The organism is Glutamicibacter sp. NPDC087583 (genome assembly GCF_044743685.1).
Lineage (GTDB): Bacteria > Actinomycetota > Actinomycetes > Actinomycetales > Micrococcaceae > Glutamicibacter.
Genome location: NZ_JBIUWY010000004.1, coordinates 234,190 through 257,382, shown reverse-complemented (window position 1 = coordinate 257,382; position 23,193 = coordinate 234,190). Strand labels below are relative to the sequence as shown.

General features: G+C 63.1%; 20 protein-coding genes. 9 read left to right on the top strand and 11 right to left on the bottom strand.

The annotated features are described in order from the left end of the window. Positions 1-606 precede the first annotated feature (606 nt). Complete coding sequence (locus ACIOU9_RS12675; RefSeq protein WP_332486448.1) at positions 607-2,097, top strand: SulP family inorganic anion transporter; 1,491 nt, start codon at positions 607-609, stop codon at positions 2,095-2,097. Between the two features lie 10 nt (positions 2,098-2,107). Here the strand turns inward: ACIOU9_RS12675 and ACIOU9_RS12670 are convergent, their stop codons facing one another. Then, positions 2,108-3,055: a GGDEF domain-containing protein gene (locus tag ACIOU9_RS12670; protein ID WP_166650757.1), complete on the bottom strand. Its 948-nt coding sequence runs from the start codon at positions 3,053-3,055 to the stop codon at positions 2,108-2,110. Between the two features lie 224 nt (positions 3,056-3,279). On the opposite strand from ACIOU9_RS12670, the gene ACIOU9_RS12665 reads away from it, so the two are divergent. After that, complete coding sequence (locus ACIOU9_RS12665; RefSeq protein ID WP_332503955.1) at positions 3,280-3,975, top strand: EAL domain-containing protein; 696 nt, start codon at positions 3,280-3,282, stop codon at positions 3,973-3,975. Here the strand turns inward: ACIOU9_RS12665 and ACIOU9_RS12660 are convergent. The 3 genes from ACIOU9_RS12660 to ACIOU9_RS12650 all read right to left on the bottom strand — a co-directional run bounded on the left by ACIOU9_RS12660 (position 3,937) and on the right by ACIOU9_RS12650 (position 7,409). After that, complete coding sequence (locus tag ACIOU9_RS12660) at positions 3,937-4,158, bottom strand: hypothetical protein (RefSeq protein ID WP_286134077.1); 222 nt, start codon at positions 4,156-4,158, stop codon at positions 3,937-3,939. The two genes, ACIOU9_RS12665 and ACIOU9_RS12660, sit on opposite strands and share 39 nt — an antisense overlap. After that, positions 4,155-5,594: a glycosyltransferase gene (locus ACIOU9_RS12655; RefSeq protein ID WP_402697116.1), complete on the bottom strand. Its 1,440-nt coding sequence runs from the start codon at positions 5,592-5,594 to the stop codon at positions 4,155-4,157. The genes ACIOU9_RS12660 and ACIOU9_RS12655 overlap by 4 nt, the downstream gene beginning before the upstream one ends. A gap of 201 nt (positions 5,595-5,795) precedes the next feature. After that, positions 5,796-7,409, bottom strand: a complete 1,614-nt coding sequence (locus ACIOU9_RS12650) for an AMP-binding protein (protein ID WP_402697114.1) — start codon at positions 7,407-7,409, stop codon at positions 5,796-5,798. A gap of 351 nt (positions 7,410-7,760) precedes the next feature. Between ACIOU9_RS12650 and ACIOU9_RS12645 the strand changes: the two genes are divergently transcribed. The 5 genes from ACIOU9_RS12645 (at position 7,761) to ACIOU9_RS12625 (ending at position 11,385) form a co-directional block, all read left to right on the top strand. Continuing rightward, positions 7,761-8,672 (top strand): LysR substrate-binding domain-containing protein, encoded by a 912-nt coding sequence (locus tag ACIOU9_RS12645; RefSeq protein ID WP_105662373.1) that lies wholly within the window; start codon positions 7,761-7,763, stop codon positions 8,670-8,672. Further along, positions 8,653-9,774, top strand: coding sequence for an enolase C-terminal domain-like protein (locus tag ACIOU9_RS12640; RefSeq protein ID WP_402697113.1), 1,122 nt, complete (start codon positions 8,653-8,655; stop codon positions 9,772-9,774). The genes ACIOU9_RS12645 and ACIOU9_RS12640 overlap by 20 nt, the downstream gene beginning before the upstream one ends. Before the next feature lie 11 nt (positions 9,775-9,785). Then, positions 9,786-10,064, top strand: a complete 279-nt coding sequence (gene catC / locus ACIOU9_RS12635; RefSeq protein ID WP_105656482.1) for a muconolactone Delta-isomerase — start codon at positions 9,786-9,788, stop codon at positions 10,062-10,064. Between the two features lie 193 nt (positions 10,065-10,257). Then, a complete protein-coding gene (catA, locus tag ACIOU9_RS12630) occupies positions 10,258-11,115 on the top strand; it encodes a catechol 1,2-dioxygenase (protein WP_105656483.1) in 858 nt (285 codons plus the stop codon). A 117-nt stretch (positions 11,116-11,232) separates the two neighbouring features. Further along, positions 11,233-11,385, top strand: coding sequence for a hypothetical protein (locus ACIOU9_RS12625; RefSeq protein WP_402697111.1), 153 nt, complete (start codon positions 11,233-11,235; stop codon positions 11,383-11,385). Between the two features lie 153 nt (positions 11,386-11,538). Here ACIOU9_RS12625 and ACIOU9_RS12620 read toward each other — a convergent pair whose 3' ends face one another. After that, a complete protein-coding gene (locus tag ACIOU9_RS12620) occupies positions 11,539-11,880 on the bottom strand; it encodes a DUF1801 domain-containing protein (RefSeq protein ID WP_286134659.1) in 342 nt (113 codons plus the stop codon). A 253-nt stretch (positions 11,881-12,133) separates the two neighbouring features. Here ACIOU9_RS12620 and ACIOU9_RS12615 point away from each other — a divergent pair, with 253 nt between their 5' ends. Further along, positions 12,134-12,634: a hypothetical protein gene (locus ACIOU9_RS12615; RefSeq protein WP_105662271.1), complete on the top strand. Its 501-nt coding sequence runs from the start codon at positions 12,134-12,136 to the stop codon at positions 12,632-12,634. 144 nt (positions 12,635-12,778) lie between these two features. Then, complete coding sequence (locus ACIOU9_RS12610; RefSeq protein WP_402697109.1) at positions 12,779-14,338, top strand: DUF222 domain-containing protein; 1,560 nt, start codon at positions 12,779-12,781, stop codon at positions 14,336-14,338. 258 nt (positions 14,339-14,596) lie between these two features. On the opposite strand, the gene ACIOU9_RS12605 is transcribed toward ACIOU9_RS12610, so the two are convergent. The 6 genes from ACIOU9_RS12605 to benA form a co-directional block, all read right to left on the bottom strand. Continuing rightward, on the bottom strand, positions 14,597-17,281 hold the full coding sequence (locus ACIOU9_RS12605; RefSeq protein ID WP_402697176.1) for a LuxR C-terminal-related transcriptional regulator: 2,685 nt from the start codon (positions 17,279-17,281) through the stop codon (positions 14,597-14,599). Positions 17,282-17,329: 48 nt separating this feature from the next. Further along, positions 17,330-18,664: an MFS transporter gene (locus ACIOU9_RS12600; RefSeq protein ID WP_402697108.1), complete on the bottom strand. Its 1,335-nt coding sequence runs from the start codon at positions 18,662-18,664 to the stop codon at positions 17,330-17,332. 178 nt (positions 18,665-18,842) lie between these two features. Further along, complete coding sequence (locus tag ACIOU9_RS12595) at positions 18,843-19,649, bottom strand: 1,6-dihydroxycyclohexa-2,4-diene-1-carboxylate dehydrogenase (protein WP_402697107.1); 807 nt, start codon at positions 19,647-19,649, stop codon at positions 18,843-18,845. Next, the gene (gene benC / locus ACIOU9_RS12590) at positions 19,646-21,190 is read right to left on the bottom strand and encodes a benzoate 1,2-dioxygenase electron transfer component BenC (RefSeq protein WP_402697105.1); all 1,545 of its coding nucleotides are present in this window, start codon (positions 21,188-21,190) and stop codon (positions 19,646-19,648) included. The genes ACIOU9_RS12595 and benC overlap by 4 nt, the downstream gene beginning before the upstream one ends. Positions 21,191-21,269: 79 nt before the next feature. Then, complete coding sequence (gene benB / locus ACIOU9_RS12585; RefSeq protein WP_402697104.1) at positions 21,270-21,800, bottom strand: benzoate 1,2-dioxygenase small subunit; 531 nt, start codon at positions 21,798-21,800, stop codon at positions 21,270-21,272. Positions 21,801-21,819: 19 nt separating this feature from the next. Then, on the bottom strand, positions 21,820-23,178 hold the full coding sequence (benA, locus tag ACIOU9_RS12580) for a benzoate 1,2-dioxygenase large subunit (protein ID WP_402697102.1): 1,359 nt from the start codon (positions 23,176-23,178) through the stop codon (positions 21,820-21,822). Positions 23,179-23,193: the final 15 nt, after the last annotated feature.

The window sequence follows — 23,193 nt, the reverse complement described above, 5'->3', positions numbered from 1 at the left end:
TTCAATATTGTGATTCAGACACTGCATTTGGCCTCCGGTCATGTGGCATGCCGATGGAGGCCATACGATCTGGTTCAGCAGTTAAATAAGTCGGCTGTGCCTACCGTGCGCTTCAATTTCTCCGACTCAGACCCACAGCAGGGTTGTGACGGCAGTTTTGATATTCACCCCTCACCGGCACCAAAGTAACGATTCGCAGGACCGCGCAGCACTGATGAAATCCGTGCGAACAAAGTACCGACCTTCCTCCATGTGGATTCGAGCATGCACCGCTCGTCACCACGAAACTTCGACAGCGGAATGGAAATCTCGTCGATAGGAACATTCAGTAGTCGTAACCACAACCCACCGTGGATTGATTGGCTCCGCAGCGTAATTTGGCAGGAAACGGTGCTTTCTCAGTAAAGACCTCGTGGAGAGTACCAGGCCTGGGCTCTGACTGTTGAGCAATCTGTTCATTCTCCCAACCGGCGAGCGCGTACCTCCCGAATGACGGTCAGCGCCTGCGTCCGATCTGCAGCCCTGAGCCCAATCGGGCATAGGTGCGATAACGTAGACGGGTTCCCAATTTCCCTTCCCTGGGACATCTGACGAAACGGAGCCCCGGTGAGTACCGCGACCGCTGAACTGACGCCCCTGCAACGACAGTCGGTGCTACGCACCCTGAAGTCCCCGCGATTGCTCAAGACAGAGCTGCTCGCCGGCCTGGTAGTCTCCCTGGCACTGATCCCCGAGGTCATCGCCTTCACCGTGATCGCCGGAGTCGACCCGCGCGTGGGCATCTTCGCGTCCTTCACGATGTCGGTGGTCATCGCGATCACTGGCGGGCGCCCGGCGATGATTTCGGCAGCTGCCGGCGCGGTGGCTCTGGTGGTCGCCCCGCTGGTTCGTACCCACGGGGTGGAATACCTCTTCGCCACGGTGGTCCTGGCCGGCATCATCCAGGTATCGCTGGCGCTGCTGGGCGTGGCCAAGCTGCTGCGCTTCATCCCGCGCCAGGTGATGATCGGCTTCGTCAACGGCCTGGCCATCTCGATTTTCTGGGCGCAGATGCCCGAGCTGCGCAATGTCCCGTGGATGGTCTACCCGCTGGTGATCCTGGGCGTGGCCATCGTGTGCTTCTTCCCGAAGATCACCAAGGCGGTTCCGGCTCCGCTGATCGCCATCGTGGTGCTCACCGCGATCACCATCTTTGCCAAGGTCGCCGTTCCGACCGTGGGCGACAAGGGCGAACTGCCTGATTCGCTGCCGCTCTTCCACCTACCCGGGGTGCCGCTGGACCTGGAGACCCTGCAGATCATCGCGCCCTACGCGATCGCGGTGGCCTTCGTGGGGCTGCTCGAATCGCTGCTGACCGCCAAGCTGGTCGATGACATCACCGATACCCCGTCAAGCAAGACCCGCGAGTCCTGGGCACAGGGCACCGCGAATATCGTCACCGGCTTCTTCGGCGGCATCTGCGGCTGCGCGATGATCGGCCAGACCATGGTGGGCGTGAAGGTCTCCGGCGGGCGCACCCGCATCTCCACCGCCTTCGCCGGCATCTTCATGCTGCTGCTCGCGGTGCTGCTCGGCGACATTGTCGCGCAGATTCCGATGGCGGCCCTGGTGGCGGTGATGATCGTGGTTTCGGCGACCACCTTCGACTGGCATTCCATCCGACCGAGCACGCTGAAGATGATGCCCAAGAGCGAAACCTTCGTCATGGCCATCACCGTGGCGCTCACCGTGATCACCAGCAACCTGGCCATCGGCGTAGGGGCGGGCATCCTCTCGGCGATGGTGCTTTTCGCCAATCGGGTGGCGCATATGGTCACCGTGGATCGCAGCGCAACCCCGGATGCCGCCGTGTACAAGGTCAACGGCGAACTGTTCTTCGCCTCCTCGAACGACCTGTACACCCAGTTCGACTACGCGCAGGACCCCGAGAAGGTCATCATCGACATGTCCGATTCGCACCTGTGGGACGCCTCGACCATCGCCGCCCTGGACTCGATCCGCACCAAGTACCGGAACTACGGGAAAACCGTGGAAATCCGCGGCCTGAACGAGGCCAGCCAGAAGATGCAGGACCGCCTGGGCGGGAAGCTGAACTAGGGCACGGAGCTCAGCTTCCCTCCGCGCTCTTCCCGCGTTCGGCCGTCCGCAGGCGCTTGGAGGAGTACATGTCCCGGTCGGCACGGAGAATCATCGTGCTCAAGTTGTCATCCGTGCGGGCTTCTGCCGTTCCGAAGCTCCACGCCAGCGGCGATGTAAGCTCGATGCGCTCCATCAGCACCTGAGCCTGGCCACGGGTCGTATTAGGGAAAACCAGCACGAATTCATCGCCGCCCAAGCGGCTGACCAGGTCCCCGGCCCGCGTGGCACTGCGCAGATGCCGCACCAGTTGCTTCAAGGCAAGATCCCCGGCTTCGTGGCCGCCTTGGTCGTTGATCTCCTTGAATCCGTCCAGGTCCAGCAGCGCCACAGCCAGGGGCCTGCGGTATTTCCGGGAGGAGAGCAAGGCGGCATCGCCGCGCACGGCCAGCCCGACGCGGTTCAAGGCCCCGGTCAATGCGTCGATCTGGGTTTGCTGGCGGAACCGGCGCTTGACGTAGAGGCCGACGAACATCCCGGCGACGGTGAAGAAGACCAAGCTCAGCACGTTCAACAGCCCGCTTTGGTGCTCGGTGCCCACAGCAGGGCCGAAGAACACCGAGTAGGGAATCGTGAAAGCCATGATCGGGTAGATGGTCCACCGGGTGACGGCCGGGGGAAAGAGCCACGACATGTACAGTGCGATGAGCGGAAATTCCTGGAGCCTGAAGACGATCTGCTCATGGTTGAGCGAAAAACCCACGAAGACCACGAAGGCCGACAGTTCGGCCAGGGCCCCGAGATAGGCGATCCACAACGGAAAACGATCCAGCATCCACCACACGGCGATCACCAGCCCCAGCGCCCCGGCAACCCTGGCTACCGCCAGCTTCTGGAAGAGCGGAGAGCTGAAATCATTGCCCAGGTTGACCACATAGAAAAGCAGCAGGAAAACTGCCACCATCCCTGTGACAGCCACTTCCAATCGCTTGATGCGGCGGAGCCTGGCTGGCAGGAACCGGCTCCACCAAATTCCGTCGTCGTTTGACCGCCGATCCATTGTCCTCGGCATGCCATCACCTGCTTTCTCTTAAATTCATCTTAACCGCGTGATCCCGGCCAGTGGCGCGGTAAGATCTCATTCGTAGCAACAGCCTAATCAGCAATCAAGTTGCCAGCCCATACCGCCAGGTTAGGTAGTCCATGAAGTTCGTATTCCAGCCACTGATCAACCTGCGTTCCACAACGCTGCTGGGTTTCGAGGCACTGGCGCGCTTCGACGACGGGCGCAGCCCTGACGAGCATTTCTCCGCGGCCCGGGCCGAAGGCAACCTGGTTGAACTGGAGCTTCGCGCCCTGGAGCGCATCGTCGAATCCAGCCAAGGCCTGCCCGACGGGCTGCTGCTCACCATGAATGCTTCGGGTCCAGCGATCAGGGCGTTCGCGCACTCAAAGCCGGCACTGGATCCTCGGCTGCTGTGGGGCCTGGAACTGCATGAGCAGTCCGCGCCGGAAGTTTGCGATGCCGCCCGCATCCATGCAGATGAGCTCGGCTGCCTGCTGCTGGTTGACGATGCCGGCATCGGCTATGCAACGCGGGGGCGCATCCTCCGGCTGAAGCCGCACATTGTGAAGCTGGACCGTTCGCTTTTCATCCACTACCTGGCATCGACGCAGGCTCGCGAACACGTTGGCATCCTGCTGGCCGCTGCCCGCGAGATCGGTGCCAGAACTCTGGTCGAGGGGATCGAAACCGGTGAACATCTGGATCTGGCCCGGAAGCTGGACTTCGACTATGCGCAGGGCTTCTATTTCAGCCCGGGCATAGAGCTTGCGGGCTTGCCAGCTGCGATGCATGAGCTACACGGACGCCTCGGGATCGATATTCCGGGTTTCTGAGCGCCGTTCCCGTCCCCGCGAGCTGCGGATCCGGATCACCGGCAGCAGCTTGGCCAGTCCCAGAACCAGATAGAGCACGGTGTTGATCGCGACGAACGAAGCGAGCACCGCGAACCAATCACTGAGCAGAACGCTCTCGGGAAGAATGATTCCATGTGGAATCTGGACGAGGTGATTCATCATGAGGTGCTTTCCTTACGTGCGGCGCCCGCGTGGTCGACGTGCTTCCAATCCGCGCTCCGGGCAAACGCGATATCCCCTACGCCCTTGAGGAACGCAAGGTCCAGGAAGGCGTCATAGACCAATTCCGGAATCACCAGCGCGGCGATGATCCTGGCTTTCCAGCCGCCGTGCCAGACCGTGACCACGCGCTCGACAGCGAAGAGCGCTCCAAGCAGCATCCAGAAGGGGAACCACACCCAGTTGTCCATGGAGACCAGCATGATGATCATCAGCGCGAAATAGCTGAACAGCGCGATCACGCCGTAGCCGATGCCGATCTGCTGGGCCCAGTACCGCGTGGTCTGCGGGGTGACTCCGTACGCGCCCAGGTTCTCCAAGGCGCCGCGCTGCCAGCGCAGCCGCTGCGCCCACAGCATCTTCCAGTTGGGCATCAGATCGGTGACCACCGTGCAGTCCTGCGGCGATGTGGTCAGCGCGCCAAGGGTTTTCAGCGCAATGGTCAGTTCGTTGTCTTCGGTCAGAGCCGCCGTGTCGTAGACCTCGCCGCAGGTGCCCGGCAGCATGCTTCCTCGTGCCGCAGCCACTTCGCGCAGGGCCGTCGCGCGGAATACCGAGGCCGTTCCGGTCAGCACGAAGACCCGGCCGTCGCGACGGCCGATTTCGCGTTGGTAGCGGGTGTACTCATTGCGCTGGAACTGGCCGATCAGCCCATGGCCCTCTTCTCCGTGGAACAGCCCGCCCACGGACATCAGCGCGCGGTCCCAGGTGAAGCGGTCCCGGGCGGTTGCCAGGAAGTCCGCGCCGATCTGGCTGTCGGCATCCATCACCATGACGCAGTCGTTATCGCCCATCCCGGGCAGGATGGAGTGCAGCGCCTGGTTCAGCGCGCCGCCCTTCTTGTGCTTGTTCTCCACCGATTCGAACACCTCGACCCCGTGCTCGCGGGCAACTTGCACGGTCCGGTCGGTGCAGTTGTCGGCAACCACGATGATGCTCGAGGGGGCAAAGCTCTGCTCTTCCAGTGCTTTCAGGGTGTACGGCAGGGAGGCTTCTTCATTGTGCGCCGGGATCAGCACGGTCACGGTCACCGGCCCGGCGTAGATGCCCCGCGTCCGGGCCATCACCGCTTTGGGCGCCAGCGGCCGGCTCGATTTCTGGATCGGCGTCCGGCGATAGCGCCAGGTGACAAAGCGTTCGCCCAGGACCACCAGCAGCACCAGGAAGACTGCTGCGGCGACGGCGAAAGCGAGGATGGACAGATCCGGCAGCTCGGTGCTGTAGAAAGTAGTCCAGAGTTTTCCGATATGGACCTCGATCGGGTTCCACATCAGCGCAGGCTTCCCGCTCATGCTCAACGCCCAGGCCAAGAGCGAGGCCGCGAGAACGACGATCAAAATGACAGCGATGCCCACTAAGCGGCTGAAATGTTTCTGCAAGTACGCGCCCCATTCACGTTCGGATTCCTTGGCAACCCCTGGCCTGGACCTGATCTGGATCAGCGAATCATGCCGGGCTTGCCCAAGGCAAGCTACTTGGAAAACTAGCAGTCGGAAAAATCATCGACGCAGTATTTATGTCCAAGGTCACCTCCACCCAAAGCAACGCTGTGCCTTGCGCCCCTGCCTGGTGGCATTTGGCTACAGTTCGAGCACTTTCGCCGCATCCTCGCGCAGCTGGTTCTTGCGGATCTTCCCGGTGACGGTGGTCGGGAAATCCTGCAGGATCTGCACGTAGGCGGGGATCTTGTAATGCGCCAGATGCCCGGTGCAGTATTCGCCGATGGCCGCGACGTCCAGGGGTTCACGGCCGTCCCTCATGCGGATGCAGGCGCAGATCGCCTCGCCGTACTTCTCATCGGGCACCCCGATCACCTGCACGTCCTCGATATCCGGATGCTTGTAGAGGAATTCCTCGATTTCCGCCGGGTAGATGTTCTCCCCGCCGCGGATCACCATGTCCTTGATGCGGCCCACGATGGTGCAGTACCCGTCCTCGCGCATCACCGCCAAGTCGCCGGTGTGCATCCAACCCTCGTCGTCGATGGCCGCCCGGGTCTTGTCTTCGTCGTTCCAGTAGCCGAGCATCACCGAGTAGCCGCGGGTGCAGTATTCGCCGGTTTCCCCGCGCTGCAGGGTTTCGCCGCTCACCGGGTCCACCACCTTGATTTCCACATGCGGGTGCACCCGGCCGATGGTGGAGGTGCGGCGCTCGATATCGTCGTCGCTGCGGGTCTGGCAGGAGACCGGCGAGGTCTCGGTCATGCCGTAGGCAATGGACACCCCGTCCATGCCCATCTCGTCGATGCAGCGGCGCATCACCTCGACCGGGCAGATGGATCCGGCCATGATGCCGGTGCGCAGCGACGAGAGGTCGAAGACCTTGAAATTGGGCAGGTTCTGCATGGCGATGAACATCGTGGGCACCCCGTACAGGCCCGTGCACTTCTCCTCCGCCACTACCCGCAGCGTGGTGTCGGCGTCGAAGCCCGGGGCCGGGATGACGATGGTCGCGCCCCGGGAGGTGCAGCCCAGGTTGCCCATCACCATGCCGAAGCAGTGGTAGAACGGCACCGGGATGCACAGCCGGTCATGCTCGTCCAGGTCGATCATGCCGGTGACCTGGTAGCCGTTATTCAGGATGTTGCGGTGGCTGAGCACCGCGCCCTTGGGGTAGCCGGTGGTGCCCGAGGTGTACTGGATGTTGATCGGATCCCCGGGCTTGGTGGCCGCCAGATGCCGGGCCAGCTCCTCGTCGCTGACCTGCTCGCCCTCGGCCAGCAATTGCGCGAAGTCCCCGGTGTCCACGTAGACCACGCGTTCGAGGCTCGGGGTGTCGGCGCGGGTCGCCTCCACCATCGAACGGTAGTTGCTGGTCTTGAATTCGGAGACCGCCAGCAGCAGGCGCACCCCGGAGTGGTTGACCGCGTAGGCGTATTCGTGGGTGCGGTAGGCAGGATTGACGTTGACCAGGATGACGCCGATCTTCGCGGTGGCGTACTGCGCGAATACCCATTCCGCGCAGTTAGGTGCCCAGATGCCCACCCGGTCTCCCGCCTCCAGGCCGGCGGCCAGCAGGCCCTTGGCCAGGGAGTTGATCTGCGCATCCAGTTCACTCCATGACCAACGCCGTCCGCTGGCCGCTTCGACCAGTGCTTCTGCCGGGCCGAAGCGGGCAGCGGTGCGTTCGAAGCTGGCTCCGATCGTCTCTTCGATCAGCTGCGGTCCGCTCTCGCCCTGGGCATAAGCCTTCATCTGCGTACCCCTTCATGGATCGCCTCGTCGGAATTGGTGCGGACACGAAACATGTGCCCAGCGTCACATTCACACCCTAACCGCGAGCTGTCCCGCTGCCAAGCGCCAGGAAGGAGCCGTGCTGGTGGCCAAGTGGCCGCATGGGGCCCGTGGCGGTCCATGGCAGTCCAGTGCCTCCCGGCGTGATTCCGGTCTGGAAATCAATCGTCGAATACAGTGCGACCCAAGAATTCATACTTGTAGACTCTCAATCGACCCAGAATAAGTATTTCACCCTCTTGGATCGCCGCGTTAGAGTTGCCAGCAAGCGTCTTCTGCGCATTCGACGCGCGGTCCGACGATCGGAGCACCATGGACACGAGACTACTTCGCTACTTTGTCGCCGTCGCCGAAGAACGCCATTTCGGCCGCGCAGCGGCGCGCCTGCATATCGCGCAGCCCCCGCTCTCCCAGCAGATCAAGCAGCTCGAAGAGACCCTGGATACCCAGCTGCTGATCCGCACCACGCGCAAGGTGGAACTGACCAACGCCGGTGAGCTGCTGCTGCGCCGCGGGCGCATCCTGCTTGCAGAGCTCGACCAGCTCTCCCGCGATGTGCGCACCGTGGGCCAAGGCGCGCTGGGCGTGCTGCGACTGGGTTCCACCGGCAGCGCCACCTCGCGCATCATGCCCAAGCTCATCGAAGCCAGCTCCCAGCAGATGCCGGGCCTGCAGCTGAACGTGCAGGGCGAAATGCTCACCCCGCAGATGGTCGAGGGACTGGTCGAGGGACGCCTGGACCTGGCTATCCTGCGCCCGCCGGTGCGCGGCACCGAGGTGGACTACATGCTGCTGGACCGCGACCACCTGGCCGTGGCGCTGCCGCTGGGCCACCCGCTCGCCGCCCACGATGAGCTGGACCTGGAACAGCTGGCTGGCGAGAAGTTCATCTGCTACCCGCCATCCTCCGCGGTGAACAACATCATCATGGACTCCTGCCGCCGCGTGGGCTTCGCCCCGCAGATCGCGCAGGTGGCCAGCGAAACTTCCACCCTGCTCACCTTCGTCGCTGCGGGCCTGGGCATCGGGTTGCTGCCCACCACGCACTACCTGCCGCACAGCACCCGGATCACCTTCCGGCCGCTGCGCAACGCACCGGCCGTCGACCTGGCGATCGCCTGGAAGGCCGGCAACGAGTCTGCGCTGGTGCGCAACTTCCTGGAACTTTGCACATTGCTCAACCCCCTAGAAAGGCTGGACCCCGATGCGAATCCAGCGGATTGAAACAATCCCCTACGCCATCCCCTACAACCACCCGCTGCGCTTTGCCAGCGGCGAGGTGCACACCGCCGAGCACGTGCTCATCCGCGTGCACACCGACGAAGGCGTGATCGGCACCGCCGACGCCCCGCCGCGCCCGTACACCTACGGCGAGACGCAGAAGTCCATCGTCGCGATCGTGCAGGATGTCTTCGCCCCGCAGCTGATCGGCCTGGAGATCATGGACCGCGCCAAGATCCGCCAGGTGCTGGATAGGACCATCCACAACCAGGTGGCCAAGGGCGCGATCGACATCGCCGTCTGGGACGCCATCGGCCAGGCGCTGGGCACGCCGGTGCACAAGCTGCTTGGCGGCTTCACCGACTCGATGCGCGTGAGCCACATGCTCGGCTTCAAGCCCGCCCAGGCGCTGCTCGACGAGGCCCTGCGCTTCGGCGAGCAGTACGGCATCACCACCTTCAAGCTCAAGGTCGGCCGCCGCCCGCTCGCCCTGGACATCGAGGCCTGCCGCGTGCTGCGCGAAGGGCTGGGCGAGGACGTGGAGCTCTACCTGGACGCCAACCGCGGCTGGAGCGCGAACGAGTCCATGGAGGTGCTGCGCCAGACCGAGGGCCTTGGCCTGACCATGCTCGAAGAGCCGTGCGATGCCAAGGAAGCGATGAGCCGACGCCGCCTGGTCGAACGCTCCCCGATCCCCATCGTCGCCGACGAGTCCGCGCCCACCGCGGGCGATGCCTCGCGCGAACTGCTCTCCGGCGGCGCGAACGCAATCTGCATCAAGACCGCCCGCTCGGGCTTCACCGAAGCCACCGAAATCCTGGGCCTGTGCACCGGACTGGGCGTGGATGTCACCATGGGCAACCAGATCGACACCCAGGTCGGCTCGCTGGCCACGGTGACCTTCGGCGCGGCCTTCGAAGCCACCAGCCGCCGCGCCGGCGAACTGTCCAATTTCCTGGACATGGCCGATGACCTGCTCGCCGAGCCGCTGCAGATCGTCAACGGCCGCATTCCGGTGCGCACCGTGCCCGGCGTGGGCGCCGCCATCGACGAATCCAAGCTGGCGCGCTACCGCCAGGACCACGTGCCTTCCACCTCGAACTAAAGGAGATCCCCATGTTGTTCCTCGCCCGTATGGACGTTGTTTTCCCGGACCACCTGACCAATGAGCAAGTCGCTGACTTCCAGGCCCGGGAAAAGGAGTACTCCGCAAGCCTGCAGCGCAGCGGCAAGATGCAGGGCATCTGGCGCGTGGTCGGCGAGTACGCGAACCACTCGCTGTACAACGTCGAATCCAACGACGAACTGCACGAAATCCTCAGCGGCTTCCCGATGTACCCGTACATGAAGATCAAGGTCACCGCGCTGGCCAAGCATCCGAATTCGCTGGCCTAGGACTTTTCCGGGCCGACGGATTCCCTCCGTGTCCCAGCCCACAAGCATTGATATTCAAAACGTTCCAATGGCCGCCAAATGAGTATTTCACTTGGCATAGACGCTGCACTACATTGAATATCAATCACCCGGGATGATGGGGGTCACAGTATGGATCCGCATCCGCCACACCACATAATTTAGGGGAGTCACCATGACCACTGAAACTCCAGCAGACGCAACTGCAGCCAAGTCCGGCAACGCCGCCACCGACAGCTTCCGCAACTCCGGCAAGCTCGGCAGCATCGCGACCTCCACCGAGCGCGTGAACATGCTTGCTTCCAAGCTCGTCAAGGCCGCCAACGACATCATCCTCGAAGAGCGCGTGAGCTACGACGAGTTCAATGCCCTGAAGGCATGGTTGATCAAGGTTGGCGACGACGGCGAATGGCCATTGTTCCTGGACGTGTGGCTGGAGCACTCGGTGGAAGAGGTCGCCACCGACCACCGCGAAGGCAACAAGGGCTCGATCGAAGGCCCTTACTACGTGCCCGAAGCGCCTTCGCAGAACACCCCTGCCACCATCTCGATGCGCGAGGACGAGAAGGGCACCAACCTGCTCTTCCAGGGCCAGGTCCGCTCCACCGACGGCTCGGCGCTGAAGAACGCCAAGATCGAGCTGTGGCACGCAGACGAAGAGGGCTTCTACTCGCAGTTCGCCCCTGGCATCCCCGAGTGGAACCTGCGCGGCACCTTCATTGCTGACGAGGAAGGCAACTTCCAGATCAACACCATGCAGCCAGCCCCGTACCAGATCCCGACCGACGGCGCCTGCGGCCAGCTGATCGCCGCCGCCGGCTGGCACGCGTGGCGCCCAGCGCACCTGCACCTGAAGGTCTCCGCCGAGGGCCACGAGTTGCTCACCGCCCAGCTGTACTTCCCGGGCGATGCGCACAACGACGACGACATCGCCACCGCGGTGAAGCCGGAACTGATGCTCGACGTGCACCCAGCAGCATCGGGCAACGGCAAGCAGGTCACCTACGACTTCGTGCTCGACCCTGTGAAGTAAGCCCCAGCGCGCCTCAACACGGCGGGGGTCCCGGCAGCATTGGCCGGACCCCCGCCGTTGCCGTACCCGGAACCTCGACGAACGGGCGAACACCCGCCAATCCAATGGGAGCGCAGCATGAATGCTTCAACACTGGATGATCCAGCCGGGAAGTTCCAACCCCAATCCATCGCGCACCGAGCTGCCGATACCAGCGAACCCCAGAACCACTGGGCCTGGACCGGATGGATGCCAGAAGAGGAGCACGGCATCTCGATGCTTGCCGCCTAGGCTTTTGCCCTCAGTACTACCGACGCGAAGCGGAAGGTCCCGACAGCAATGACGCTGCCGGGACCTTCGGCGCACCTGAGGACGGACTCCAGGCAATGCGGCTGCCTGCAGCGGGCGCACTGTTCATCTTGCGGCCAGCTAGCTTGCTCGGGATCAGCCCGCGGCCTTCTTCACCAGGTCCCGGATCCTGTCTTCCGTTGCAGAATCCAGCGAGGTGATAGTCCATGCAACTGGATGCATGTGGGAGCCTTCCTCGTAGGCTGGATTCACGACTTCTCCAAAACCGAAAGCTACGAAGTCCTTGTCAGGCTTGATGTAGCAGACGTCTTTGCCATCCCGGACGTAGAACGGAAGTCCCCAGCGGACGATCGGCTCCAGCGATGGTGCGCTCTGCATGATTATGGCGTGAAGCCGTTCGGCAATCTCGCGATAGGGTGCTGGAGCTGTGCTGAGCTTGGCCAGAACTGCGGCGTCGCCTTTTTTGGTGAAGATCATCCCTAGTCTCCTTCTAACGGCTGGCGCTGCATTGCGGCGCTGGGTGATGTCGCTCGCGCGATCGCTTTTGGCGCCCGATCGGCCCATAATCCACCTTACCGACTAAGGGCATCTGATTCACGGATTCTTGCACTGGAATACAGGCAGCTGGCCTCAGGACAGCTTGATCGTGCAAGGAAGTAGCATGGACGCCCAACTCATACGCGTATTGGTTATCCCACCGAGTTGACTAGTGCACTGTTAGGCTACTGACATGCGTAAACTTCTAGCCATCTCCGGGTTCGCCATGATCGTGGCTTACGCGGCTTACGGCTCACTGCTCATGAACAATTGGGCCGTGACCGCAGCAAGTGGACTCTCCCTCGATGAAACCATTTCCGAGATGGCCTCAATGGACCAGAATTACGACTCGCTTGGAGGGTGGGTCTTCGCAGCCACTGGAACCGCCCTCGCCATTTCTTGGCTCGTTCCGGTAGTTTCCGCCGGACGCAAGCTGCCCGCCTGGGCGGCTATCGGAGCTTGGAGCCTGATCATTGCCTTAGGCGCACCGGCTTATTTCTTCGCTTCCTTCGCCAATATGAACTCGGTGGGCGACACCTTTGCCGATTGGAACGCCGATGCCGCCGCGGATCTAGCCGCACCCCTGTACATGGCCAGCGTCCTCGCCTTTGCCATACTCGCAGCCATGGCAGCCCTTGGCATCCGAACTGCCTTCACCCGCCCGCCGCGCCCCCTGCATCCAACTAGCAACTAGCACGGCACCCATTACTGCCTTCCCTGATCTAGCCATTTTCGCGCCGGAATCACGCTTAATCGCATTCGTATAAACTTTCTAGAACTTATCCACAATTGGTTTCGAACCAGAAGATACTGTCGATAATCTGCGCGAACGTTAACTATGACTATTCCCGCATATCTAGACGATCACGACGATGAACATCGCCTTCCACTGCGCCCGCCGGGCACCCGCATGGAGTCGCACAGAGCGTCAGCACTCGACGCCCATCGCGAGCACCAGTTGTTCTTCGGACCCATCAAGCAGGTTGCTGACGAACTATTCAATGCGGGCCCCGTGGATGGGCCCGGAGACGCATTGGAACGCCTGAAGAAACTCCAACGCCTGATGAGCAGCGCTGAAGCCGCTATCTGCGTTTTGCTGGCAGACGGAGTCGAGCAGGTCAGCGCGTCCTTCAATGACCTGATTGCCACCGAGCATGCCCACACCCCAGACGAAGAAGCCGAAGCCAGCAAGAGTGCCGAATACTATGGCATAGACCGTGGCAGCGAGCAGGTCATCAACTCCAATTTCGTAGCTGAGTCAGCTGTCGCATTGCGCGAATCCGTCCGTAAAGCCAGCAAGCGGATGTTCCATGCCAAGGGCTTGCGCCACGCCTGCAAAGCCACCCTTGCCGCGCTCGCTGCAGGTGAGATTACCGTTAAGGCCGCCCACGATATCGTCAAATACTCGCAAGACCTTTCCCCGGAGCAGGTCGGCCGCATGGAGGAAAATTTGCTGCCTTTGGCAAGAACAGCCTGCGACGAGACTGTCTACCAGCGGGCCCGTCGCTTTCACGACCGGATGAATCCCAATTCGGCAGAGAACCGGCAGAAGAACGCATTCGCAGCCCGTAATCTCAAGGTGTGGAATGAGGAGAATGGCATGGCTACCTTGCAGCTGCATCACCGCGCTGATGTCATCCATTCGATTCGCAACTCGATAAAGCAGGCAGCCGCCCAGATCACTGATTCCAAGGATCTGCGCACGCAAACGCAGGTTGAAGCCGATGTGCTTGCGGACGTGTATCTGCATGGCTGGCCCGGAATGGAAGGCATGCCGCTGAAGCCACGGGTTGCCATCACGATCCCAGCCATTGAAATGCTCGTGAATCCCGCTCGCGCCCTCGCTGATTTGGAAGGTTACGGGCCGATCCCAATCAGCGTAGCGTTGGAAATCGCCGCGGATGCTCCGTCGTTCCAGCGCGTTCTGACCGACCCGTGGACGGGAGCCGCAATTGATGTGGAGCCCAAGAAATATCGACCTTCCCAGGGGTTGCGCGATTTGCTGCGTTACCGCGACCAGCATTGCGGTTTCCCTGGTTGCCGCCGTCTGCCCGATCGTTCGGAAATTGATCACATCGAAGCGTATGGACAGGGCGGCCACACTACCCGTCAGAACACTCATCTCTTGTGCAAGCAGCATCAGATGTACAAGCACGCGCTTGGCTGGAAGGTCTTCGCTTGCCCGGATGGCTCCAAGACGTGGGTATCTCCGCACGGGCTGCGGTCAATCACGGTTCCCGAGAGCGTGGACAACGTGGAGAAATTTGATCATGTCAACGATCGTTGTCCTCAACGTCCCCAGGAGGCTGCGGCCTGCGAGGTGCAATTGACCCCCGAAGTGCGGCGAGTACTGGGGCTCGGCCAAGATGAGGGCCTGCCCGGAACCGGAACCAGCTAGAGCCAGTACCTGATTTGGATTTCGAGTGACAAATTTTTTCAGTCACTAGCACCACCACACCACCCATACTTCGCAGGAGCAACGGCTTTGAGTCTGGTTGCAATGCTGGCCGCGGCCTGAATCAAGAATCCCGGCCGCGTTCGATTCAAGCGATTCGTACTGAATGAAAAAAATCTACAGTCACAGCGCGCAGGTCAACTCGAACTCCGCATGGTTTTGCTGCCCTCGGGAATGAAAATTTTTCTCAGTCGGAAGGCACTATCCCTCAAGGTCGAAACGCGCCAGCGCAGCAAGCTCAGTACGGTTTGAGACCGCCAGCTTCGTGTAGATCTTGGTCAGGTGGTACTGCACTGTCTTGGTGCCTATATACAGCTCTTCAGCGACACGTCGATTGCTTGCACCTTCGCAAACCAGCTTGGCCACGGCTTGTTCCTGCGCCGTCAGCGTCGACCAGTCAGCACTCTCCCTGCGCAGCATCCCGGTTCCGCTTGCCTGGAGCTCACGAGTGCAGCGGTCGATGTACACGGATGCATCGAAGTGCGTGAAAATCGCCAGCGCGCGGGTCAACGGCGCAACGCATTCGGCTCGCTTGCCGGCTCGGCGCAGGCATTGCCCGTAGTAGAAATCAATTTTTGCCCGATGGTAGACCGACCCGATGCCTTCCAAACGGCGGATGGCATCTTCAAAGGCCAAACGGGCTGCGTCGATATCACCGCGGGCTGCCAGCAAGGTGCCTTGCACGCTCAGGAATCGAGCGGCTCCGCTCTGGTGGCCTGAAGCGAGAGCACTCTCCAGCAACGGCTGTACGAATTTCTCTGCTTCATCCAGGCGTTCGCAACGGATTAGCGCCATGGCGTATGTATCCTGCCAGGTCCAGAAACCTGCTTGGTCGATGCCCTGCGTACGGTCCAGCCGAAGCAATGGTTCCAGCGTCCGCACAACCTCTTCATGGTTTGCCTGCGCCCGGGCAATCTCGGCCCGCGCCATCCGGTAAGGCATCTCCATAATGGCATAGCTGCCGGTGCGTGCCCACGACTTGCGAAGGTGCAGATCCGCCTGCTCCCAATTGCCGCGCAATGCGTGAATCTGCACCGCCGTCAGCTGGATCAGCGGACGCAGGATCTGGATTTCAGAACGCTCCTGCAGGGACTGCGCGGATCGAACCGTCTCCAGCGCTTGGTCCCAGTCGCCCATGAGGAATTCAGCGCGCGCCGACCAGGCTTTGGCCCACAGCGAGATGCGCAGGGAACCATCGCTGAAGTCCGTGGAGCTGGCTGCGGAGAGCTCGTGCCGGGCTAGCTCCACGCGATCGGTCGCGAGGTATACCCAGCCCAGTGACATTTCTGCGCGCTGGCGCTGTGCTCCTGCCGGAAGGGTGGCCAGCAGGTCCATCAAGACCTGCTCCCCCTCATCAGGCCGGCCCATCATCGCCAGGCCGAGCCCTTGGATGGCTGCATTCTCAATGGCCAGCGGGCTGCCCACCTGGGCAAGGCGCAGCGATTGCTCAGCCCAGTCAATGATCTTCTGCCCCTTCAAACGGCACAGCGAATCGAGGACTTGGCGTTGGGCGATCGCGGCCATCACATCGTTGTCCTGAGGCTGGACCGCGTTCTGCCAGGCACTGGACAGCCAGCGCTGCGCGGTGTTGGCGCGGCCTTGCAGGATCGAGATGTATCCGGAAAGCACGTCCCGTTCCGGACTGCTTTCCAAGCTCGAAAGCTGATGCGCGAAGGTTTGCGCCCGCGGCAGCTCGCCGGCGGCGACAATCGCATCCACTGCGTTGAGCAGCAGGGAGTCGCGGCGCATCGGTTCCGGGGACAAGTGCATGGCCCTGAAGTACGCGGTAGCGGCCGAAGACCACTCGCCCCGCTTGCCTTGGGACCGCGCGTAGTCTTGCAGTTCCATCGACAAGCTGCCATCGGGCAGGATGCTCGCATCGGCCCGATGGCCCAGCTTGGCCCCCTGGTCCTCGACGATGTCCGCGGCACAAGCATGCAACCGGATGCGGGTGCTCAGCGGGATCTGATGGTAGACAGCCATTTGGGTCAATGCGTTCTCGAACCCGAGCCGCACCTTCCCGCTATGGCCGTGGGTTTGCGCCAGCGAGGAGTCGAGAATCTGCTGGATCGGCAGCAGCGGATCATCCTCGCCCACCAGCTTGGCGATATTGTCGATCCGGGCCTGCGCGCCGAGCACCGCAGCCGCTTCCAGCAGCGCCCGCGCCCGCGGTTCCAACCCCTCCAATAGCTCGATGACGTGCAACGACAGGGCGCGAGGGGCAGGCGGCCAGCGGTCGAACTGCTCCCAACTGTGCTCCGGATTCTCCTGGGCCAGCTCGATGACCACCTGCAGGTTGCCCTCGGTGTAGTCCACCAGCTGCTCGACGGCCATGGGCGGCAGGTCGATCCCCGTCCTGGCGCAGATGATCTCGCGCGCATGCGTTGGATCGGGCACTTGAAGCTGCAGGATCTGCAATTGGCTGTCGGCCAGGAATTCACGGGTTTCCGGTGAAAGCCTGGCCAGGTTCTGGTCGCGCATCACCAGCACGATGAGTACCGGTTCATTGCACAAGCGCCGCCAGGCGTAGTGCAGCGCCTGGAAGCTGAGGTCATCGACCCATTGCGCATTTTCCAGCACCAGCACACGGAGTTGCGGCGCCTCCCTGCGCAGGTATTCCAGCAAGGCCTCGCCCAGCGCCCCGGCCGAGCCTGCGTGGCTGCGTTGCAGCAACGGGCCCAAGGCGGCTCCGGGCTGCGCGGTTTCCCAGCGCGAGGCGGTCACCAGCTGCACCGATTGGCTGGCCAACCGGGTTAGCAGCGCCTTGATGATGGTGCTCTTGCCGCTGCCGCGCGGACCCTTCAGCACGGCCAGGGTACTGCCAGTTTGCTGGACTTCGCGGGAAAGGCCGATGAGCGCATCCTGGCCCTGCTGGGCACTGAGCATGGCGTTCACCAGCCTTCCTGCGTCGCCGCGTTGCGTTTCGATGTGCTGCTACTTCCCTGCTCCCGCGGCAGCCAGCTCTTCTTGCGCGCTGCGCTGCGCGGCCGAACGGGTCATCGGGACGCAGGTGGTGACCAGCGTTCCAACGATAGCAACTGCGGCGAAGACATAGAATGCGGTTCCCGGGGAAACTCCCGCCGAAAGCAGCACTCCGCCCAGCAGCGGGCCGAAGATCCCGCCCAGCCTGCCGAATCCGGCGCACCAGGCCACCCCGGCCCCGCGGGCGGCACTGTGGTAGTAGTTCGACACAAAGCCGTAGATCAGCACCTGCGTGCCGATGGTTCCCACACCTGCCACTGCCACCAGGGACAGCAGCAAGCCCAGCGGGAGCTTGAGGGTCAGCAGCACCATCGCCAGCGCGGACAGGAAGAAGGTCAGCGCCACGACCTGCTTGGGGCCGACGCGGTCGGCGGCCACCGAAGCCAGCAGCCCGCCGAAGACCGCGGCGAGGTTCAGCACCAGCAGGAAGAGCAGCGAATGGGACTTGCCGTAGCCTGCCTGCTGCATGATTTCCGGCATCCAGGTGTTCAGCCCATAGGTCAGCAGCAGCCCGGCGAAGCTCATCATGCCCAGCAGTGCGGTAGGCAGCGCGTAGCGCCTGGTGGCCAGTGCGGCGAAGCCGACACGTTCGGCCTTCAGCTGCCCGGCATCGGCGTCGCTGGGAAGTTCCAGCAGCATTCCGGTGCGCGCAGCCACCTCGCGGGCTTCAGCCACGCGGCCGCGGGAGAGCAGCCACTGCGGGGATTCGGGCAGCTTGAACCAGGCCATCGGCAGCAGGAACAGCAGCGGCAGCGCGCCGATGAGGAACAGCCCGCGCCAGCCGATCACGTCGCTGAGCACCATGGCCAGCAGCGAGGCGAGCACGCCTCCGGCCGGCACGCCCGAGTAGACGATCGCGTTGTAGTAGTTGCGGCGGTTCTTCGGGGCGAACTCGGCCACCACCGCGCCAGCGGTGGCCACGATCGCGCCCACGCCCATGCCGGTGAGGAAGCGCAGGATGCCGAACCACAGGGTGTCGGAGGCCAGCGCAGTCAGGCCCATGCCGACGGAGAACCAGATGATGCCGGTGATCATCGCCTTGCGCCGGCCGATGTAGTCGCCGATCGCGCCGGTGGACAGCGCACCGACCATCACGCCGAGCAGCGCGTAGCTGCCCAGCAATCCGGCGGCGGCTTCATCGAGCTGGCCGAGCTGGCTGGGGTCCGCCAGCAGCGTGGAGACGATGGTTCCGAAAACCACCAGGTCGTAGCCGTCGAAGATCAGGGCGATGGCGGCGATCACCACCACCCAGCGCACGGCGCCATTGGCGGCATTGCTGGATGTCATTGGGCTGGTATTCACGTGTTTTTCCGTTCGTTTGCGGTGACCGGGGAACCTCGTTGTTCCCCGGAAAATACGTGCCCGGCGCTGGAAGCACGGCCGGGTTGGTGCTGGATGGAACAAACGGCCCGTGATCACGAGCCGTTTGTTCCATGGTGGTGCGTTTGCAGTGCCGGGACTGCCGCTAGCCGAGGTCTCCTCCGGCCACCGCGAGGGTGGAACCGGTGATGTAGGAGGCCTCATCCGAGGCCAGGAACACGATGGGCGCCGACTGCTCGTCCAAGGTGCCGTAGCGCTTGAGCAAGGTGGAGTCCACTGTCTGGTCCACGATGGCCTGGTACCAGGCCTTTTCCTGCTCACCGGTGGGCGCCGGTCCGCGCTTGACTACCCGCTCAGGGGCTTCGGTCCCGCCCGGCGCAGTGGCGACCACGCGGATGCCCAGCTCGGCACCCTCCATGGCCAGCGCCGAAGTAATGGCCTTGACCCCGCCCTTGGCCGCCGCGTACGGGACGCGGTTCATGCCGCGGGTGGCGACCGAGGAGACGTTCACGATGGTTCCGGATCGGGCCTGGACCATTTCCTCGAAGACCACACGGCACATCCACAAGGTCGGGAACAGCGATCGCCGGATTTCCTTTTCGATCTCCTCCGGCGCGTAGTGCTCGTAGGGCTTGGCCCAAATGGTTCCGCCCACGTTGTTGACCAGCACGTCGATGCGTCCGAACTGGTCCTTCGCGGCGGTGACCGCAGCCAGCGCGCCCTCGTAGGTTTCCAGGTCGGCGGTCACGCTCAGCGCGGTGGCGCCGTCGGCGCGCAGGGCCCCGGCCACCTCGTGGATCAGCGCCGCGCGGTCCACGAGCACCATTTCCCCGCCCTCGGCGGCGATGCGCCGGGCCACGGACCAGCCGATGCCCTGGGCGGCGCCGGTGACCATGACGACCTTGCCGGCGAAGCGGCCCGGATGGAAGGACTCGGGCAGCCCGGCGCTCACTGGGCCGCTGCCTTGGAAGCGGCGGCCATGGTGGCCTTGGCGTGCTGGTTGTGCGCGGTGATCGCCGCGCGGGCAGCGGCGATGTCCTGCTTCTCGAAAGCGGCGACGATGTCCAGGTGGTCGGCGTCCACGGCCCCGTCGATCCAGTGCTCCTGGCGCAGCACGGCGGCCATCAGCGCCGGCACGTCCAGGCGGCGGTAGGCCTGCAGCAGGTGCTCGTTGCCCACGGCCTTGAACAGGAATTCGTGGAAGGCGTCATTGGTGACGGTGAATTCCTCGGCGTTGATGAACTTCTCGCCGTCCAGGGTTTTGCCAGCCAGTTCGGCCAGGACCTTGAATTCGCCCAGCTGGCCCTCGGCCAGCTTGCCCATGGTCAGCTCGACGACGGCCAGTTCCAAGGCCATGCGCGCATCGAACTGGGCCTCGAAGCTGGCGTGCTCCTCGCCGATTTCGTAGCCCTGGTCGGCGGCGGCTTGCGCGGCGGGCGCCTCGGCAGCCGGAGCGGCAGGCTCGGCAGGCTCGGTGTCCGCACCGACGGCCAGCGCGAACTTCTCGTAGTAGAAATTCTGCGGCTTGAGGCCTTCGGCTTCCAGGTGGCGGCGCACGCCCTCCACCATCGGAGGCGGGCCGCAAAGGTAGATATCCACGTCGCCCTCGGCCAGGTGCTGCGGCTCGAAGTGGTTGGTGACGTAGCCCTTCTTCTGTGAAGCGCTGTCCGGGTCACCCACCACGGTGTCGAAGCTGAAGCCCGCGATGCGCTGGGTGTAGTCCTGCAGCACATCGAGTTCGACCAGGTCGATGTCGGTGTTCACGCCGTAGATCAGGTGCACCGGGTGCGGGTTGTCCATGCCGGCCAGCTTCTCCAGGATGGCCAGCAGCGGGGCCAGACCGGTACCGCCGGCGAGCAGCAGCGATTGGCGCTTGGGTTCGCGCAGGAAGAAGCTGCCCATCGGGCCGGTGAAGGTGATGCGGTCGCCCACCTGCGCGGTATCGCGCATGTAGGTGGACATCAGACCGCCATCGGTGATGCGGATCAGGAAGGAGACGATGTCCACTTCCGGGCCCGAGCTGAAGGAGTAGGAACGGGTCTGCCCGCCGGAGCCGGGCACCTCGATGTTCACGTACTGGCCGGGCAGGAAGGAGAGGTCTTCGCGCTTGTCCACCTCGAGGCTGAAGGCGTAGGTGGTTTCGGAGATGCGTCGGATCTCGCTCAGCGTGGATTCGAAGGTGGTGGCCGAGGTCTTGGCGACATCCGAGGTGGTCGGGATCTGCAGCACGAGGTCGGATTCGGGGACCATCTGGCATGGCAGGCAGTAGCCGGCCTCTGCCTCGTCGTCGGTCAAGGCTTCTTCGATGTAGTCGCCGCCGTCGTACTTGCCCGACTCGCAGAAGGCCTTGCAGGTGCCGCAGGCGCCGTCGCGGCAGTCCAGCGGAATGTTGATGCGGGCTTTGTAGGAGGCGTCGGCGACGGTTTCGTTCGCGCCAACCTTGATGAAGCGGGTGATCCCGTCTTCAAAGGCGAGGGCTACCTGATGGGACATGGCATGCTCATTTCAAGAAATCTGGGGATGGGTGAGTCGGCGGGACCTGCACAGGCCCCGCCGCCCAAGGTGGTGTCGCTTAAATGTGGTAGATGTCCACCACGTGGTGGATGTAGTCGTTCTTCAGAACGACCTTCTTCGCGGTGATCACCGGCGCAGTGCCGGAGTAGTCGATCGTGTAGAACGAGGTGCCGAAGTAGGTGTCCACGTTCTGGTAGCGGTAGTACAAGGTGAACCAGTTGAAGCGGATGTCCACCTTGTCGCCGTCCACGGACACGATCTCCACGTTGGTGATGTTGTGCCCGGTGCGCGGCTCTGGCAGCGAGGTGGCCGAGGAGCGGTCGGTCTTGATGCGGAAGACGCGGTCTTCCAGGCCGCCGCGGTTAGCGTAGTAGATCAGCGAGATCTCGCGCTGCGGATCTTCGGTCAGCTGCTCGTCATCGGCCCAGGCCGGCATCCAGAAGGTGGCTTCCGGGTGGTAGCAGTCCAGCCAACGGTCGAAGTCGCGGTCATCGAGGAAGCGGGCTTCCTGGTAGAGGAACTGCGCGATATCCGCGGTGGTGACTGCGCCGTTGGAAGTCGGCGCCTCGGTCAGTGCGATGGTGCTCATCTGTCTTGTCCCTTCGGCCTTAGTTCTGTGCTTCGCGTTCGTTATCCACGGCTTGGCGCATGGTCTGCAGCCAGTAGCCGTGCTGGATCGGGTACAAGCCCTCGTCCTCGGTGCGCGCCCCGGAGGAGATGGGCTTCAGGCCCACCTTGTCCGCGTTCTCATCCGGTCCGGTGATCTGGTGGGCCTGGCCGCGCGAGAGGTCATTCCACTGCGCCGAGGTGGCCAGGTAGGTCTTCTGGCAGGAGCGGAATTCTTCCAGGTCATCCGGGGTGGCCATGCCCGAGGCGTTGAAGAAGTCCTCGTACTGGCGGATGCGGGCCGCGCGCGCGGTGTCCGACTCGCCCACCGGGGCGAAGCAATAGATGGTCACCTCGGTCTTGTCCACTGCCACCGGCCGGAAGACGCGGATCTGCGAGCCGAACTGGTCCATCAGGTACACGTTCGGGTACAGGCACAGGTTGCGCGAAATGCCGATCATCCAGTCGGCCTTGGCTTCGCCGAACTTGGCAACCAGCTCGTCGCGCTTCTCGGCCAGCGGGCGGTTGGCCGGGTCCAGCCATTCGGTCCACAGCAGCAGGTGGCCGTGCTCGAAGGAGTAGTAGCCGCCCTTCTGCTTGTCCCAGCCGCCGGCGTCCATGGTCTTGGTGTCGTTGGAGGATTCGCCGTTGGCGCGGCGGGCCTGGGTGGCGGCGTAGTTCCAGTGGGTGGCCGAGACGTGGTAGCCGTCGGCGCCGTTCTCCGCCTGCAGCTTCCAGTTGCCGTCATAGGTGTAGGTCGAGGCGCCGCGCAGCACTTCCAGGCCTTCTTCGGACTGGTCAACCATCATGTCGATGATCTTCGTGGCCTCGCCCAGGTGCTCTTCCAGCGGCAGGACATCGCCGTTCAGCGAGCCGAAGAGGAAACCGCGGTAGTTCTCGAAACGGGCGACCTTGGTCAAATCGTGGGAGCCGTCCTTGTTGAACTGCTCCGGGTAGCCAGCTCCCCGCGAATCCTTGACCTTGAGCAGCTTGCCGGAGTTGTTGAAGGTCCAGCCGTGGAACGGGCAGGTGAAGGTGGTGCGGTTATCGGTCTTGCGCCGGCAGAGCATAGCTCCGCGGTGGCTGCAGGCGTTGATCAGCGCATTGAGTTCGCCCTGCTTGTTGCGCGAGATGATGATGGGCTGGCGGCCGATGTTGGTGGTGTAGTAGTCGCCGATGTTGGGGATCTGGGACTCGTGGGCCAGGTACACCCAGTTGCCTTCCCAGATGTGCTTCATTTCCATCTCGAAAATCTCTTCGTCGGTGAAGATATTTCGGTTGGCGCGGAACTCTCCGGTTTCCGGGCTGTCAACCAGCGCGTTATCCAGCAGGCTGGATACCTCGTTCAGGGTCTCGGTCATGGCGTGGTGTGCTCC